Origin of the sequence: Bremerella sp. P1 (assembly GCF_028748185.1) — a bacterium.
Lineage (GTDB): Bacteria > Planctomycetota > Planctomycetia > Pirellulales > Pirellulaceae > Bremerella.
The window spans coordinates 6,305,421-6,320,397 of record NZ_CP118164.1 but is presented as its reverse complement, the minus strand read 5'-3'; the positions used below and the strand labels follow the sequence as shown (position 1 = coordinate 6,320,397).

Annotated in this window: 21 protein-coding genes; all 21 read left to right on the top strand. The window is 48.5% G+C overall.

Annotated features, from left to right (window positions below; all coding sequences use genetic code 11):
- Positions 1-711 precede the first annotated feature (711 nt).
- The 21 genes from PSR63_RS25650 (at position 712) to PSR63_RS25550 (ending at position 14,940) form a co-directional block, all read left to right on the top strand.
- Positions 712-1,125, top strand: coding sequence for a hypothetical protein (locus PSR63_RS25650; RefSeq protein ID WP_274328827.1), 414 nt, complete (start codon positions 712-714; stop codon positions 1,123-1,125).
- Between the two features lie 47 nt (positions 1,126-1,172).
- Positions 1,173-1,640, top strand: coding sequence for a hypothetical protein (locus tag PSR63_RS25645; RefSeq protein ID WP_274328826.1), 468 nt, complete (start codon positions 1,173-1,175; stop codon positions 1,638-1,640).
- Between the two features lie 248 nt (positions 1,641-1,888).
- On the top strand, positions 1,889-2,035 hold the full coding sequence (locus tag PSR63_RS25640; protein ID WP_274328824.1) for a hypothetical protein: 147 nt from the start codon (positions 1,889-1,891) through the stop codon (positions 2,033-2,035).
- A 3-nt stretch (positions 2,036-2,038) separates the two neighbouring features.
- Complete coding sequence (locus PSR63_RS25635; protein ID WP_274328822.1) at positions 2,039-2,236, top strand: hypothetical protein; 198 nt, start codon at positions 2,039-2,041, stop codon at positions 2,234-2,236.
- 490 nt (positions 2,237-2,726) lie between these two features.
- Positions 2,727-2,903, top strand: a complete 177-nt coding sequence (locus tag PSR63_RS25630; protein ID WP_274328820.1) for a hypothetical protein — start codon at positions 2,727-2,729, stop codon at positions 2,901-2,903.
- A complete protein-coding gene (locus PSR63_RS25625) occupies positions 2,896-3,222 on the top strand; it encodes a P27 family phage terminase small subunit (RefSeq protein ID WP_274328818.1) in 327 nt (108 codons plus the stop codon). Before PSR63_RS25630 ends, PSR63_RS25625 begins: the two co-directional genes overlap by 8 nt.
- On the top strand, positions 3,223-3,552 hold the full coding sequence (locus tag PSR63_RS25620) for a GNAT family N-acetyltransferase (protein ID WP_274328817.1): 330 nt from the start codon (positions 3,223-3,225) through the stop codon (positions 3,550-3,552).
- Positions 3,553-3,837 (top strand): hypothetical protein, encoded by a 285-nt coding sequence (locus tag PSR63_RS25615; RefSeq protein WP_274328816.1) that lies wholly within the window; start codon positions 3,553-3,555, stop codon positions 3,835-3,837. It begins immediately after the preceding gene.
- The gene (locus PSR63_RS25610; protein ID WP_274328815.1) at positions 3,797-5,395 is read left to right on the top strand and encodes a terminase large subunit; all 1,599 of its coding nucleotides are present in this window, start codon (positions 3,797-3,799) and stop codon (positions 5,393-5,395) included. The genes PSR63_RS25615 and PSR63_RS25610 overlap by 41 nt, the downstream gene beginning before the upstream one ends.
- A 15-nt stretch (positions 5,396-5,410) precedes the next feature.
- Positions 5,411-6,988 (top strand): phage portal protein, encoded by a 1,578-nt coding sequence (locus tag PSR63_RS25605; RefSeq protein WP_274328814.1) that lies wholly within the window; start codon positions 5,411-5,413, stop codon positions 6,986-6,988.
- Positions 6,985-7,545: an HK97 family phage prohead protease gene (locus PSR63_RS25600; RefSeq protein ID WP_274328813.1), complete on the top strand. Its 561-nt coding sequence runs from the start codon at positions 6,985-6,987 to the stop codon at positions 7,543-7,545. Before PSR63_RS25605 ends, PSR63_RS25600 begins: the two co-directional genes overlap by 4 nt.
- Positions 7,546-7,705: 160 nt before the next feature.
- Positions 7,706-9,181: a phage major capsid protein gene (locus PSR63_RS25595; RefSeq protein WP_274328812.1), complete on the top strand. Its 1,476-nt coding sequence runs from the start codon at positions 7,706-7,708 to the stop codon at positions 9,179-9,181.
- Between the two features lie 85 nt (positions 9,182-9,266).
- Entirely contained in the window at positions 9,267-9,833 is a 567-nt protein-coding gene (locus PSR63_RS25590) for a head-tail connector protein (protein ID WP_274328811.1), read from the top strand.
- On the top strand, positions 9,833-10,219 hold the full coding sequence (locus PSR63_RS25585) for a phage head closure protein (RefSeq protein ID WP_443111070.1): 387 nt from the start codon (positions 9,833-9,835) through the stop codon (positions 10,217-10,219). The genes PSR63_RS25590 and PSR63_RS25585 overlap by 1 nt, the downstream gene beginning before the upstream one ends.
- Complete coding sequence (locus PSR63_RS25580; RefSeq protein WP_274328807.1) at positions 10,203-10,640, top strand: HK97-gp10 family putative phage morphogenesis protein; 438 nt, start codon at positions 10,203-10,205, stop codon at positions 10,638-10,640. The genes PSR63_RS25585 and PSR63_RS25580 overlap by 17 nt, the downstream gene beginning before the upstream one ends.
- Positions 10,633-11,064 carry a hypothetical protein gene (locus PSR63_RS25575; protein ID WP_274328805.1) on the top strand — a complete coding sequence of 144 codons (432 nt, stop codon included), beginning with the start codon at positions 10,633-10,635 and terminating at the stop codon, positions 11,062-11,064. Before PSR63_RS25580 ends, PSR63_RS25575 begins: the two co-directional genes overlap by 8 nt.
- Before the next feature lie 277 nt (positions 11,065-11,341).
- Positions 11,342-11,566, top strand: a complete 225-nt coding sequence (locus tag PSR63_RS25570; protein ID WP_274328804.1) for a hypothetical protein — start codon at positions 11,342-11,344, stop codon at positions 11,564-11,566.
- A 46-nt stretch (positions 11,567-11,612) separates the two neighbouring features.
- Positions 11,613-12,035, top strand: a complete 423-nt coding sequence (locus tag PSR63_RS25565) for a hypothetical protein (protein WP_274328802.1) — start codon at positions 11,613-11,615, stop codon at positions 12,033-12,035.
- A 13-nt stretch (positions 12,036-12,048) separates the two neighbouring features.
- Positions 12,049-12,387 carry a hypothetical protein gene (locus tag PSR63_RS25560; RefSeq protein ID WP_274328800.1) on the top strand — a complete coding sequence of 113 codons (339 nt, stop codon included), beginning with the start codon at positions 12,049-12,051 and terminating at the stop codon, positions 12,385-12,387.
- An 83-nt stretch (positions 12,388-12,470) separates the two neighbouring features.
- On the top strand, positions 12,471-12,716 hold the full coding sequence (locus tag PSR63_RS25555) for a hypothetical protein (RefSeq protein ID WP_274328799.1): 246 nt from the start codon (positions 12,471-12,473) through the stop codon (positions 12,714-12,716).
- A gap of 7 nt (positions 12,717-12,723) precedes the next feature.
- Positions 12,724-14,940 carry a tape measure protein gene (locus PSR63_RS25550; protein ID WP_274328797.1) on the top strand — a complete coding sequence of 739 codons (2,217 nt, stop codon included), beginning with the start codon at positions 12,724-12,726 and terminating at the stop codon, positions 14,938-14,940.
- The last annotated feature ends 37 nt before the right edge of the window (positions 14,941-14,977 follow it).

Genomic DNA, 14,977 nt, shown 5'->3' with positions numbered 1-14,977 from the left:
TATAAGTACGTACCACCCTCGTCTGAGATCGCTCGCTGCCACGGAAGAAGGTAAGGGAGTGTTTCGATTGTTCGCTCTGGTTGCTTCGCTTTTGCTATGCACAGTGCCACAACTACTGGACTCTGGTATTCCCTGCCCAACCAAAAGGTGGTTGATCCTGCTGGGGTTTCCCTGCCTTATCTCCAAAGAAGACAAGACAACCTCAAAGCTCAAGAGCTTTGTTCCTTAGTATAGCGTTGCTTACACCTGACTCAGTTGTACAAGACAACTAAGATACTCCGGTGTACTCAGGGCAACTCCACGTCCTCTTTCCCTTAACTGCCCGTAGACAGACAACCTTGTCACCAAAGTTGTAACGATAGACTCAACTCAAGTATGTTCTCGGCTATCGTTCGCCCATACCTACCGGAACTTCCCCGGTGAGGCGGAACAAGAAGTTCACACTTTGCCAAAGGTTTCAGCAGTGCCAAATTGGGGCTTTTGTTGCCAGCACAAGAACTGAAGCGTGATACAGTTCCAGAAACCCGCCAAGCCGTTCAACACTTGACTTCCTTCTCAGATGTCTCCAAGAGGCACGAGTATATTAGCATCTCGACTTCAATTTTACAAAGATATTTAAGAACGACTCATCACTGTTACAACTCTTAGTCAAGTTGTAATACTCTGTTGACTTTAGAACCAAAAGATTCCTCCTCATGAATACATACCTTCATGGGACGTGGAGAAATAAAGCACCTTGATGCTTACATCAAGGCCAAGCTGTTGGATCACAGTGGTTGGACAGAACATCTTCCAAGGAAGATCACGCCAAGTGATGGAGACATGATCTTAGACAACGCAGGACGCTTGCTTCTGGTTGAACTATCCAGCAAGACAGACAACCTCAACGAGTTGACTAACGGCCAACGTATCTTAGGTGAGAACTTCACCCGCAATGGCAAAGGCAAGCAAGCCTACGCTCTTGCAAAGATTGTAGTATCAGAAGATCGAGCAATTGACACCACCAAAGACATCATCAGCTTCAGTTTCCTCATCTATGACAAGGGACAACTCAAGAGGCTTGGCCCATACGATGGACGCCATTGGACAAAGGCAGTTCTTAGTTGGCTTCAGGTGAAGGAATGATGAATCTTGTGGGAAGCTCCTTCTAGGGTGGATTTTGGACCGGTATTGTGGAGCGTCAATTTCATCAACCCTCAAGAGGAGACGCAATGTCAGAGATCACCAAGATTGAAGCACTCACTGAAGCTTGCTTGGCCACCCTTGGCAAAACAGCAGTCACGATTGATCCCAAGAGCTTCTTGACGGACAAAAAGCAACGGTTCGTGATGAACGCACTGAAAGCCAAGAGTGATGTGCCAGTCAGATTGAATCAGTTTGTCCATGATTGCAAGGTTCCCTATATCGCCTTCATCAAGCTCACTCAGCTTGGCCTACTCATTGGTGATGAATATCACGTCATCGTTCCGCACGGTGATTTCCTCATCCCAGCCGGGAAGAATGGTTTTAAGGCTACCCCCTTGGCTATCGTCTGCTTCAAGTTGTCGGAAGCCAAAGTAAAGAAGCTGGCTTCCGAAATCGGCCAGTTCGTACTTGTTCTCAAACCTATTCAGTTCATGCGAAAATCCAAGTCCACCTAAAGAAGTTTGGGATATTCAACGAACATCACTCTGATATGTTCGTGGAATGATTTACTTCCCCGCCAATGTCAGAAGTTGCTCCATCGTCCCAGCGAAAATACAACTCTTGGAATTGGCGGGGATTTTTGTTTTCAGGCGACTATATAAGGATGTCTATTCCTCGTAGACAATCTTTGTTACCCACAAGCCCAAGCCGGAAGAAGAAAGCCCCTTCTCTGCTTGGGCTTGTCGCTTGTAGGGACAACACCATGAATGAAATCATTGAACACTACATTGAAGATCCACTCATCCAAGCAGTAAGGATGGACATTGAGTTCTGGCAACAATGGATGGATCAACAAGAACCACAAGACAATGAAGCTGAAGATGTGGACTGGCAGCAGGAAGGCTTTTGACTGATGAGCAATACACGCATCCTTAAAAAACCATACGGCAAACCAGTGCTTGCCGAACGTAAGGTTGACATCCGGTTTCGGTTTGATCCGCAATATGTTGCTCTTCTCAATCGGATTCAGCAGCAGATGCAGATGCAGCAAATGCAGCAGGAACTATTTGATGAAGCCGATGATGTGGACTGGCAGAGAGAAGGCTTCTGAATGCCTTCCAAATCAAAGAGGGTATGCCCCCACTGCCACCAAGTACACGATGGAACGACGTGTGAGCAGAAGCCCAAGTACCAACGTCATCCAGTAGCCAAACAACTCTACTCTTCTCGTCGATGGCAGAATCTACGCAACGCACACATTGCAGATGAGCCAATCTGCTTGGACTGCATGGAGCAGCACCAGAGGATCACAGAAGCCACTGAGGTTCACCACATGGATGAGTGGTGGATAAATGGATCACCGGTTCCTCATCTCTTCTACTCAAGCAAGCTGAGAAGCCTTTGCACAAGTTGTCACCGTCAGAGGCACAACCAAGGCTGACTCAGGCCAAGCTCTAGCCAAAGAACCCACCCCGGTGGGCCATTTTTCTAGGGTGTCGCTTTCACCAGATCGCCGCAGGGCTGTGTACATTTTTCCGGTTATTAACGGGTAATTCGCTAAGTGATGGTAAATCTTGGAGGCAAGGCACCTATATAGGTGCATGAACAAACCCAACGAAAATTACAAGCGTGTTGTTCTCATGGTTCCAGAGGACTTACACGAAGAGATCAGGATTGACGCAATTCGCCAGCACAAGACGCTGAGTCAATTCTTCTTGGCAATCTATGCCATCTGGCGACAGGCCAAGACGGAACATGAGGGGGCCAACAATGGCTAAACGCCCCCAACCACCAAAACATCTGGACAAGATCGGCCAACAGTATTGGCGAGAACTCGCCAAGCAATTGGCTGTCACGGAACGCAACGAGAAACGTCTTGAGGTTGCCGCTGAAGCTTACTCGACATACCGCCAAGCTTCCGTGGCCATCCAGCAAGATGGACTCACTGTCTTCAGTGCATCCGGTACGGTGAAGCCTCATCCTTGTATTGCAATCAAGGAACGAGCCGTGAACACGCTCACCAAGATTCTGAAGGACTTGTACAAAGAGAATCCTGAAGTTGAAGGTGATCCACTGGACGAGTTTCTAGGGGGCTAAGTGATCAACATTCAAAGACAGTTCTGTCCAATCGATAAGACTTGCTGGCAGTGGTTCGCACTGAATGAAGGCAAGGTGGTTGGGTACGTTCACGCCAAGCGTGATGAGTCTGGTTTGTTTGTCAGCAATCTTTTTGTTGAGGAAGCTCACCGCAGACAAGGCATAGGCAAACAGTTGATGGAGTCAGTTGAAGAGCTTGCTCGTGAAGAAGGCTTCTTCGGTGTAAGGCTTCAGGTTGATCCAGCAATCACAGACTTGGACTTCTATCACTCACAAGGCTATTGGTGCCTTGGAACGATTCACACGTATGGAAAGAAGCTAGGAGGATAAATGAATCTATTCAGTTGGTTTAAGAAGAAGCCAGAACTAAAAGAAGAATCACTTGGAAAAGTATTGGTTGAAGCTCTTGGGCTGAAGAACTGTTCAAAGTTCACCCTGACTTGTGCCGTGGACAAGGTGCCAACCGTGCAAGCCACTCTGTTGGTGGACATAAACGATAAGCAGATTGGAACAGTGGTGAAGAACTACGAGCTTGTTCCCAAGAAGGAAGGTGAGATTGTCCCCAAGGAGGCAGATGAGGGAAGTTCCCCAGCATCTCATCAAGACGCCAAGTGATGAAGCCGCAGTCCAACAAGGTTGCTGGTTCGATCAATCCAAGGCTGATCGTGTCAAAGACTTTCTGAACCAGTTCTGCCGGTTGTCAGTGCCCCCTTGGAACGGGAAACCAATACAACTTTTGGATTGGCAACACGAGTTCATTGATACGGTGTACGGTTGGCAAGGTGACTTCGATGGAAGGCTTGAACGTCGCTTCAATCGGGTGAGGTTTAGCTGTGGTAAGAAGCAAGGCAAGAGCACACTGCTCAGTTCCCTTCTTCTCTACCATCTCTTTGAGCAAGAACGTGCTGACTGTCTGATAGTTGCGGGAACCAAGGAGCAAGCCAAGATCATCTATGACGAGACATACCGGATGATTGAAGCTCACCCGGTATTGTCCAAGCGTCTGTGGCTTAGGCGATCAGCCTTGGCCATTGAAGACAAGAAGCGTGATGCTCGTGCGAGGATCATCAGTTCTGAACCACGCAACGCAGCAGGCCACAACCCAAGCTTCCTAGTTGCAGACGAGATTGCTTCTTGGGGTGCCTATGCTCGTGAGACTTGGAGTCATCTTGAGCCAGCCGGTATTGCTCGTCAGAACTTTCTTCAGATTGTGATTGGCCACGCTGGCTTTGAAGTGGAAACAGTGGGACACGAACTGTTCCGCTATGCCAAAGAGCTTCAGGAAGGAACCATCATTGATCCTCGTACTTGGGGCAAGGTGTTCACAGTCCCAACTGATCCACCGGACGCTTGGAAGAAGGAAGAATACTGGCACCACGCTCTTCCTAGTCTTGGCAAGACTGTCACGATGGCAAACGTCAGACAGCAGTTCCATCAGTGTGAGAACAATCCGGCCAAGGAAGCAGAGTTCAGAACACTAATGTGTAACCAGTTTGTTGGTAGTGCTGAAGCTTGGTTGTCACAGATCAGTTGGGACAACTTAGGTGACAAGGGATTGTCTGAAGATGACTTCCAAGGTGAAGCTTGTGTTGTCGGTATCGACGCTTCCAAGACAACAGACTTGACTTGTTATGTGAAGTGTTTTGCAAGAGACGGGAAGTTCTACGTCTTCCCCAAGTTCTTCATGCCGGAAGAGCAAGCCCAGCGTAGAACCAAGGAAGATAAGGTGCCCTATCGATCTTGGCCGAACTTGGTACTGACTCCGGGTGACGTGATCGATCCTGAATGTTTAATCAGCCATCTCGTGGAAGACTCATTCAGGTTCCAGTTCATGGAAGTGGCCTATGACAGCTACGGTTTTGAACTCATTCGGCAACGTCTTGAATATGACTATGGAATGCCAATGGTGGAGATTCCTCAAACATCATCGGTGATGCCGGAATTGATTGAACAGACACACCGACAGATTGAGGACAAGAAGCTAGTTCATCCCAACTGTAGCTGTCTCAACTGGTGCATCTCGAACACCAAGCCACGCATTGTGAGAGATGACAAGGTGATGCTTGAGAAGTGCTCAGATAGATCACGCATTGACGGAACCATAGCAATGGTGATGGCTGTTGGAAGAAGTGTTCTTCTTGGGCAAACAGGCTTGGTGAGTTTGGACTGGTAGGAGCATAGATAAGACATGCTGCACGTAACACAAGAAATCGAATCACGCTCACTGTCTGTTGGAGATGGCATTGAGTTCATGGGCTTCAACCTTGAAGACATCCTCAAGGGAACAGCCAACGCCGCTGGTGTCCGAGTCACCGCTGAAAGCATCCTTGGTAATCCAGCCGTGAAAAAGGGGCTGGACACCATCTGTGGTTCCATCGGCCAAGTCCCCTTCAAGGTGTACAAGGCTGACGGCAACAACAGCACTGTTGCACGGAACCATCCGGCACACTGGCTTCTGACTCAACAACCAGCCGAGAACCTTACGCCTATAGTGTGGAAGCAATCTCTTCTTCACGATGCAATCATTTATGGCAACGGCTATTCCATGATTATGAGGGACGCACTTGGCAACCCAACAGAACTGTTGTGGCTTGATCCTGATGCAACCTATCCAGACAAGAGCAATGGCCCACTTGCCTACGTTACAACTTTGGGAAACCGCCAATTCAGAATCAGTCCCAATGATGTAATTCACATCAGAAGCTTGAGCCGTAACGGTGGTGTATCAGGTGAACCGCTCTTCCAACTTCTACGCACGAGTTTAGGACTTGGACTTGCCACCATCGAATATGGAGCAAGGTACTTCAAGAACAACGGGAAACCATCGGTGGTGATCGAGTTGTCAGATCACGTTGCCAACAATGCTGAGAAGTTCAAGGACTTCAAGGAGAAGTGGAAGGAAGCACACGAGGGAGTTGAAAACAGCCAACGCCCTGCCCTGATCTATCCCGGCATGAAGGTTACACCGATCACGGTAGCCAACAATGAAGGACAGTGGATTGAGAGTAGAGAAGCAGACTTGGTTGCTGTGGCCAATGCTCTAAATCTACCGGCATCTTGGGTGAACTCTCAAACCAATACCAGCTACAAATCACTTGAGATGGATCAACAGAACCTTGTAAGCCAGACGCTTGGCCCTTGGTTTACTCAGTTGGATCAAGAACTAACTCTCAAGCTGTGCTCCAATCGCCAGCTTCTCCGTGGAACACACTGGATTGAGGCAGAGCGAAAAGCACTGATCCAGACGGACGCACAGAAGGAAATTGACTTGATTGTCCAACAGGTGAGCAATGGCTTGCTGAGTTGGGAAGAAGCTCGTGAACTCTTGAACCGTCCAACTGAGAAAAGCCAAGAGTTCTTCATGGTTACAAATGTTGCAAAGATGTTTGAGCCAGAACCAGAAGTGGAAGCACCGATGGACGAGGTACAAGCACCAGGCGAAGACGTAGAAGAACCGGACAACAGGTTGTCCAAGCTCACTGATACGGTGGTGAGGAAGCTCGTGAAGCGTGTTGCGAAATCAGTAGAAGCTCACGCCAAGAAGGATGATTGGCAAGAGTACCTAGAGCGATTGAGGGAAGAACACTCTGACATTGCCACGAGTCAGCTAGAGCCAGCTTTTGGAACCAGAGCTAACACCTTTGTTGATGAGTGGCTGTCAGAGTTGAAGGAAGAGCTACAGGCCACGAGCCGTGCTGACTTGGAAAAAGTGTTCCAACGCCAGTATGAAAACATTCCTACATACATTCAGGCATTGGGGGCATGATGGAAACCAGAAACAACAACATTGAATTGAGATACAGGGGTGATGAAGGCTTCACCGGCTATGCTTCCGTCTTCTACGATGGCACACCCGGCACCGAGTACGAACTTTGGCAAGGTACGTTTGAGCGTATTGATCCAACCGCTTTTGATGATGCAATCAAAAACGAAAAAGATGTCATGGCATTCTACGAGCACAATCCAGACATTCTTCTTGGACGCACATCAGCCAACACGCTTCACCTACGCAAAGACGCCAAGGGGCTGAAGTACAGTATTCCCTTCGATGCCAATGATGAAGATCACCGTAGGATCAAGGCCAAGGTAGATCGTGGTGACTTACGAGGAAGCTCGTTTGGCTTTGTGCCACGTGAAGACAAGTGGCACCGAGAAGGAAGCAAGGACGTGAGGACGATCACGAAGTTGGACTTGGTGGAAATCAGTATCGTTGCCAACCCTGCATACAAAGGGACTGAGAAGCGTAGTGCTGAAACCAGCTACAAAAATTGGAAGCAACTTGAAGGGACTCAGAAGAGAATCCAAAAGTTGAAGCGTACATAAGACACTGTTTTACGTCGCTGTTGCAGTAAGTTCTTTCGAGCCGGTGAATTGTTTTCACCGGCTTTTTTTGTTGGCAGCAAACTATATAAGTGTGGAAGTCTGTTAGCCATGACAGATATTCTCCTTTACTTGGCCCAGCAAGAGTAACGCAATTCCGCTCTTGCTGGGTTTCTTTTTAGCCCTTCTGAAAAAAATCAACGCCAGCTTCATAGCTACCCATGATGTGGCCCGCAAAGCCGGAAGCCCAAGTGCTTCAGCCGCAGCCAATGACGCACATCTACAAAGGGTAGAGCAAATGGAAAACGCACAATTGATTCGTGAGGAAGCTGCTGAACTCGAAGCACAACAGCAGGCAATGGTTGCAGAGTTGGAAACTCGCAACGAGAAGGCATTCTCTGATGAAGAGATGGAAGCCTTCGATGATCTTGAAGCACGTAAGGAAGAACTGTTCCGTCAAGCTGACAGCTTGGAACGTGTTCAGAAACTCTCCAAGCGTGAAGACATCTTCAAGGCAGTAAAGAGCAAGCACATCACCCGCAAGGCTGGACCATCCAAGAAGGATGCTGACTTGGCCCTTCGTTCTGTATTGGCCAACGGTGTTGAGTCTCGCTTCGCTAACTTGGAAGAGTGGCGTGAAGCTGGTGACAAGCTAAACCTACGCAATGGCTCGTCTGAGTTCACTATCCGTATGTTGAGTGAATCGGACTTGATCGAGAAGCGACAGCAGAGCACCACCGATGCTGAAGGTGGATACTCAATCTCTGATGGTATCGTCATCGGTTTTGAGAAGGCTCTTGCCAATTACTGGAATTGGGGTGACATCGTAACGACTCACCGCACTGCAAATCATTCACCGCTCACCATCGTCACCAACAACGATACGAGCAACGAGGGTGCATATCTTGATGAGCTTACCGCAGTAAGCAACACCAGCATGACGTTTGCACGTACCGTGCTGAATGCCTACAAGATTGCTTCCGGTGTGTTCCCGGTATCCAACGAGCTTCTTGAAGACAATGAAATCAATATCAGCAGCATTGTTGCAGACGGATTGGCCGAACGCCTTGGACGTAAGTTGAGCCGTGAAATCACCAATGGTGATGGTGCATCTAACCATCTCCGTGGCTTCACCAACGATACCGTTACTGGTGTAACCGCTGACTATACTGATGGTTTCGCTTGGGATGATCTTATTGACTTGTTCTTCAGTGTCGATGAGGCATACCGCAGCAATGCACGCTGGATGATGAGCAGCCAGACGCTTGCCTTCATCTGCAAGTTGGTAGACAGCTATGGACGCCCGATGTACATGCCGTTCAATGATCCTCTTGTAGGTGCTCCTCGTCTCACTTTGATGGGCAAGGAAGTCATCATCAATGATTGGTTGGATTCGGCAATTCCGGGTACACCGGGACTTGGTGATCAGGTTGTCTACTTCGGTGACTTCTCTAAGATTCATGTCCGTATGGTTCGAGACATCACCACTCGTGTGAGCAACGAGAAGTATTTCTTGGAAGACGCTGTGGCTATGATCAGCACGCTTCGTGCTGACGCTAAGTTGCTCAACGCTGGCACCAATCCAGTGAAGCATCTTCGCTTGAACACTTCTTCTGGTGCTCCAAGTGTGAACGACTAATGAAACACGAAACGCAGACTGTCATCTGTCTGGAAAGCCAGCACTCGTTGTGCTGGCTTTTTTTGTTTCGGTGCTTATATAAGGCATGAGCTTAATCACCGTTACAAAATCAGACACACTTCCTATCACGTTGGCTGACGTGAAATCTCATCTCCTCGTTGAACATGACTTGGATGATGACTTGATCACTTCCTACATCTGGACTGCCATCAGCTACGCAGAGGATTACACAGGCCGAGACTTCACAGCAACCACGTATGATTGGGTGCTGTCTTGTTGGCACGAGAAGTTTGAACTTCCTCGTGTACCAGTTACGGCCATTACTTCTCTGAAGTATTACGATTCGGACAACTCCCAACAGACGTGGAGTTCATCAAATTACTACACGATCATTCCAACCAACATGCCAGCCATCTTGGTTCCAGATGCCAACATCACGAAGCCTTCCCTCAAGGCTCGTCCTGATGCTATCACGATCAGATTCAGTGCTGGCTACACTGCCCTTCCTTGGCAAGTAGACGCAGCAATCAAGCTGATTGTTGGGCACTTGTACGAGAACCGACAGGCAGAAATCACCGGCACCATCACCACTGAATTGAAGCTTGGTGTGGATCGTCTCTTGTCCCAACATCGTAGTGTCTGGGGGTGCTAATGCAGTTTGGCAAGATGAGGCATTCCGTAAAAATCCAGAGATTCACAGAAGAACAGCAAAGCTCAGGACAGTACGTCAAAGTCTGGGAAACGCTTGCCAGCCGTAGAGTTTTTGTTGAACCGGTAGCAACACGCACCGACAAAGACGCTGTGCAAGTCACACCGGAAGTCACACATCAAGTCATGATGAGGTTCTACAACCTCAAGCCTGATGACAGGCTGATCTTCAACACGAGGATTCTGAACATCGTTGGTGTACGCAACATCGACGAGAAGAACCATGAAGTGATGGTGGACTGTGTTGAGTCTGGCGTGATCAACAGCACGTACACCGTGGAAGCTGATGGTGGTATTGAGATGGGGGGCACCAGTGCCGTCACTCAATAAACTCAATGAAGGCTTTGTCATTCTCGGTGCAGAGGAAATCAGTGAAAGCCTCAAGAAGGTGGAAGTGAAAACTCAGAAGAAGATTCTGAGGAAGTCCATGAGGAAGGCACTCAAGCCAGTTCAAGACGCTGCCAAGACTAATGCACCATCCAGAACCGGTGAACTGAAGAAGTCCATCAAGATCAGATCATTGCCCCGATCACGTGTGAGGTTCGGTGTTCAAGTGATCGCTAAAGAACCGGGCTTTGAGAATTGGTACGCCAAGTGGCAAGAGTACGGAACCAAGACGGGCATCAAGCCCAAGAGTTACTTCACCAAGGCTTATGCCAACAAAGGTGAAGTAGCCAGCAAAACCGCACAACAAGAAATCCTCAAAGGCATCATGGATGCTGTGGACGAGGAAGGCAGGAAGAATGGCTAGTAGCTTTGAGAATGCAATCGTTGAAACCATCCTTGATGATGAACCGATCACTGCAATTATTGGAACACGAGTCTTCCCTCTTGTTCTTCCTGAAGTGAGGCAAGGTGTCCAACGTGTTCCCGCTGTCGTGTACGAACTTGGCGATATTGAGCATGAGTATTGCTTGAATGGCCCACTTGGACTGGCAACCGCCACCATCTCTTTTGGTTGCTTCTCAGTTATAGAACAAGGAGCAAGTGAGTTGGCCAAAGTCCTCAAGGACTTGTTCAGTGGATACCGTGGACATCTCGATGTTGATCAGAACTACGTGGTTTCCAATTCAACGATTCAGGGTGAGACAATCTACCAACGTGATCCTGATGAAGGTTCTGACGATTGGCAGTACGTCTACGAAGTGCAATTCCAAATCCTTTACAAGTATTGATCATGCCCTATTGCCTCAAGAGAAAACGAGTCAGACGCCAGCACGTTCACGTCCAAGACGAGACGCAACCAGAGAAGATTGCCGCCAACTACTTGGATACTCTTCTGAGTTGTATCAATGGCTTGCATCCAATGGGCTGGTTGTATCGTGAACGTGATGAAGCTCTTGTCCGTGAGATGATGGACTTTGCAATCAACACACTGGAAACAACCATCAGGCTCAGAAGGGGTGAAATCCAATGATCGTCCAAGGTGGAGTACGTCTGAGGAAGCGTGTCTTGAGTGGCCAAAACTCCTTCAATCAGGGTGATCCATTGCCAGAGTCAGTACCCCAGACAACCACGCTGGATGAAGAAGCTTGTGCTCTATACAAGCAGTTGAAGGACATCATCGATGAGATGGGCAATGCTGATCTTGGAAGGATGAATGAACCGGAACTCAACGAGATTACCAAGCAGACGGAAGACAAGCTATTGGAAGTGATCAGCCAATACAAAAATTGAAAAGCCAGAAGCATAGATACCCCTAAATCGATTTTAGGAGGCATCTATGGCCACATATCTTGGAGGGGACGCAACCCTCGAAATCTCTACCAACTCAGGCTCAACGTACATCAGCCTTGGTTGTATTCAGTCCATTGGGGACATCACGATCAGCACCACCGAAGTGGAAACCACTTGCTTGGGTGCCGCTGCCAAGACTTACCGAGTGAGCACCACTCAGGAGTTCCAGCCGTTTGACGTGGTTCTCATCTTCGATCCGGGCAACTCAGTCCATGAAGACTTGGAATCTGTGGATGACACTGAGTTCACCTTCCGTATCACGATGGATGACGGCACCGGTGCTGGCTACTACTACGTCTTCACCGGCAAGGTGAATCAGTTTGTGTACGGTGGCTTCACCAATGATGGTGTGATCACTGGCACAGCAACCATCCGTCCAACTTCCGACTTCACCAAGACGAGCTACTAAGGAAGGCGGACTGATGAGTATTCGTGATCAATTCGCCAGCCTGAAGCCAGAGCTTCAAGTCATTCCAGTAGAAGTGGAAGGTTGGCCCAAGATGTACGCACGAGAACTGAGCATGGCTGACATCTCAGAGTTCTCGAAGTACGAGCAAAAGTCAAAGGACATGCACGAGCTTACCGCTGCTTTCCTTTGTTTCTGTCTGTGTGAGGAAGACGGAACACCGGCTTTCCAGTTTCCAGCAGACGTGAAGATGTTCATGGCACATCCAACCAAGAAGCTGAAAGCCCTTGGTGAGGAAGTCCGCAAGCTGAACAGTCTCACTCTGAGTGAAGTTGAGGAAGCGGAAAAAAACTAAGTGATCAGCCAATCCTTCAATTTGAGATGGACTTGGCTGAACACTTCAGAATGCCGCTGTGGGAGTTGAGGCAGAAGATGCCGGTGAGTGAGTTCAAGTTGTGGCTGGCCAGAAGCAAACGGAAACCACTTCCAGACACTTGGCTTCAATCGGGAATGATCGCTGCCATGTCACTCAATGCCCAAGGGGGGAAGAAGGGAACAGCCTTCACCCCTGAAGAAATCTGGCCACACATGGCAACCAAGGAAGGTGGCAAGCTGAAGCTCATGGATCAATTGGACAAAGCCAACGCCAAGAGCAAGACAAGAGGCAAGACGATAAGTCACTAGGAGCAGAATGCCGGGAAACAATTCGAGAGTTGGAACCATCAGTATCGGGATGACAGTGAGCACCAGAAAGCTCACTCAAGGATTCCGTGAAGCTCGTGTCGAAATCACTGGTTTCAGTAATGGCATCAAGCAAGCCAGCACCAACATCGTCACAGCCTTTTCAAAAATTGCACTGGCCATTGGTGCTGTTGTGGTTGCTGCCAAGTCTCTCCAAGCTTCTGTAATTGGGCCAATCACACTTGCTGCTGAAGCTGAGCAAACTGCTGTTGCCTTTGAAGTTCTCGTAGGTTCTGCCAAGGAAGCTCAGCAAGTCATCTCTGCCTTGAACAAGTTCTCTGATGTCACACCCTTTGAACCGGAACCAGTGAAGCAAGCCGGACGCCAGCTTCTTGCTTTCGGTGTGGAAGCCAAGAACCTTCTGCCAACTCTGAACGCACTTGGCAACATTGCCGCTGGTATCGGTGCCCCACTGGACGAACTTGCTGAAATCTACGGGAAGATCAGGGTACAAGGAAGAGTCTTTGCAGAAGACATTAACCAACTTCAGGGACGTGGTATCAACGTCACCAAGGAATTGGCCAAGCAACTTGGTGTCACCAACGAGGAAGTGAGAGAACTTGTCAGTGAGGGGACTATTGGCTTTGTCGAGATCAGCAAAGCTCTTGAAGCTCTTGCCGCTGGTGACTTTGCAGACTTGATGAAGAAGCAGAGTGGCACTGTGCTTGGTTTGTGGAGCACCTTAATTGGAAGAATCAAACAAGTTGGCAAGGACTTTGGTGCTGAACTGATCGACACATTGGGCATCAAGGACATCCTAAAGAATGCTATTGCTACTTTGTCCAACGTGGATTCTTTGAAGCAATTCCTTCAGCCACTACGAGAGTTTACCGCTCAGGTGAAGTTGTCGATTGGGTATGTACAGCACTGGTACAAGGTGCTGAACCAAGATGGTGCTCTGACTAATTGGATTCCGTCACTCAAGGACATCACCAGTGGAATGAAAGAATGGTTTGGAATCCTAAGACAAGCCGTCAATACACAGCTTTCCATGAACAAGGTGTTGATGCAGCTTGCTTCATTCATCGATCCAATTCAGCAGGTGTCCAAATACTTGAAGATGTTGGGTGTGGACATCACCTTCACCTTTGAGAACGCCAAGCAAATCCTTGTGGACTTCCTAATCAGCACGGAGTTCGCCCTGAACAATCTGGAAAGAATCTGGAATGTTGCATGGCTTGGAATGAAGGTTGGCGTGTATGGCTTCATGGATGACATGACGCTCAAGTTCAGACAGTTCTTTGCAACGATTGATCTTTATGTACAAGGCTTCAGGGACACCATTGCCAACATCCCTACGATTCTTGAGAACATCCAAGGTTCAAGCATCTTCCCTTGGGCTGACAATCGACAGTTCAATCCAGAAGATCCCCTTGGCGAAATCTTCAAGGGTACGAAGTGGGACAATTTCACTGAAGCTGAGAAGAACTACCCTTACTTCCAAGAGTTCAGCCAAGCCACCAAGGAAGCCAACGCACAACTTGAAGCATTGCTCAATGGACGCCAAGGATTGTTCAAAGACTATGAACGCTTCATGAATCAACGTAGAGATGAAATCTATGGGATGTTCTCGAATGGTTCTCAAGACTCGGCTAACGAAGTAGAAGACACGTTTGCCGATACCATTGGGAAGATCACGTACAGCATCACCAACCAGATTCCACAAGCTTGGCGTGAAGCTGCTGAGAAGATCAAGGAAGGACTGAAGACGCCCCTTCAATCGTTTGAAGAAGAGTTCAAGAAGCTCTTTGAGCTACGGGATGCCGGTTTAATCTCGGACGAGGAACTAGGCTTGCAAAGCCTCAAGATTCTCCCTGATACGGTGAAGGATGCCATCGAAGGTGCCAAGACTCCAATCGAGCGATTCAAGGAGCAAGGGAACATCCTCAAAGAATACTTTGACTCAGGCTTGCTCAGTGCTGAGCAGTACAAGATTGCATTGTCCAAGATTCAAGAAGATACGTTTGGGCAACAGCAGTTTGCCGAGCTTGCCGAGTTTGGTTCTGATGCTGCATACAAGGCCATACTCAGGAACAAATCTCGGACATCTAAGCAAGATCCAGTGAGACAACTCACGGAGATCAACAAGCAGCAGTTGAACACGTTGAATCAGTTGCCGCCAATTCTCCGGTTGCTGACAGCACCACCAACGGTGGTGACTTTCTAAAAAACAGAAAGCCAAGTCTATATAAGGCATGGCTTCA

Coding starts and splice junctions, on each gene's coding strand:
- PSR63_RS25650 (WP_274328827.1), top strand. CDS start 712: ATGGGACGTGGAGAAATAAAGCACCTTGATGCTTACATCAAGGCCAAG.
- PSR63_RS25640 (WP_274328824.1), top strand. CDS start 1,889: ATGAATGAAATCATTGAACACTACATTGAAGATCCACTCATCCAAGCA.
- PSR63_RS25635 (WP_274328822.1), top strand. CDS start 2,039: ATGAGCAATACACGCATCCTTAAAAAACCATACGGCAAACCAGTGCTT.
- PSR63_RS25630 (WP_274328820.1), top strand. CDS start 2,727: ATGAACAAACCCAACGAAAATTACAAGCGTGTTGTTCTCATGGTTCCA.
- PSR63_RS25625 (WP_274328818.1), top strand. CDS start 2,896: ATGGCTAAACGCCCCCAACCACCAAAACATCTGGACAAGATCGGCCAA.
- PSR63_RS25615 (WP_274328816.1), top strand. CDS start 3,553: ATGAATCTATTCAGTTGGTTTAAGAAGAAGCCAGAACTAAAAGAAGAA.
- PSR63_RS25610 (WP_274328815.1), top strand. CDS start 3,797: ATGAGGGAAGTTCCCCAGCATCTCATCAAGACGCCAAGTGATGAAGCC.
- PSR63_RS25605 (WP_274328814.1), top strand. CDS start 5,411: ATGCTGCACGTAACACAAGAAATCGAATCACGCTCACTGTCTGTTGGA.
- PSR63_RS25600 (WP_274328813.1), top strand. CDS start 6,985: ATGATGGAAACCAGAAACAACAACATTGAATTGAGATACAGGGGTGAT.
- PSR63_RS25590 (WP_274328811.1), top strand. CDS start 9,267: ATGAGCTTAATCACCGTTACAAAATCAGACACACTTCCTATCACGTTG.
- PSR63_RS25585 (WP_443111070.1), top strand. CDS start 9,833: ATGCAGTTTGGCAAGATGAGGCATTCCGTAAAAATCCAGAGATTCACA.
- PSR63_RS25575 (WP_274328805.1), top strand. CDS start 10,633: ATGGCTAGTAGCTTTGAGAATGCAATCGTTGAAACCATCCTTGATGAT.
- PSR63_RS25565 (WP_274328802.1), top strand. CDS start 11,613: ATGGCCACATATCTTGGAGGGGACGCAACCCTCGAAATCTCTACCAAC.
- PSR63_RS25560 (WP_274328800.1), top strand. CDS start 12,049: ATGAGTATTCGTGATCAATTCGCCAGCCTGAAGCCAGAGCTTCAAGTC.
- PSR63_RS25550 (WP_274328797.1), top strand. CDS start 12,724: ATGCCGGGAAACAATTCGAGAGTTGGAACCATCAGTATCGGGATGACA.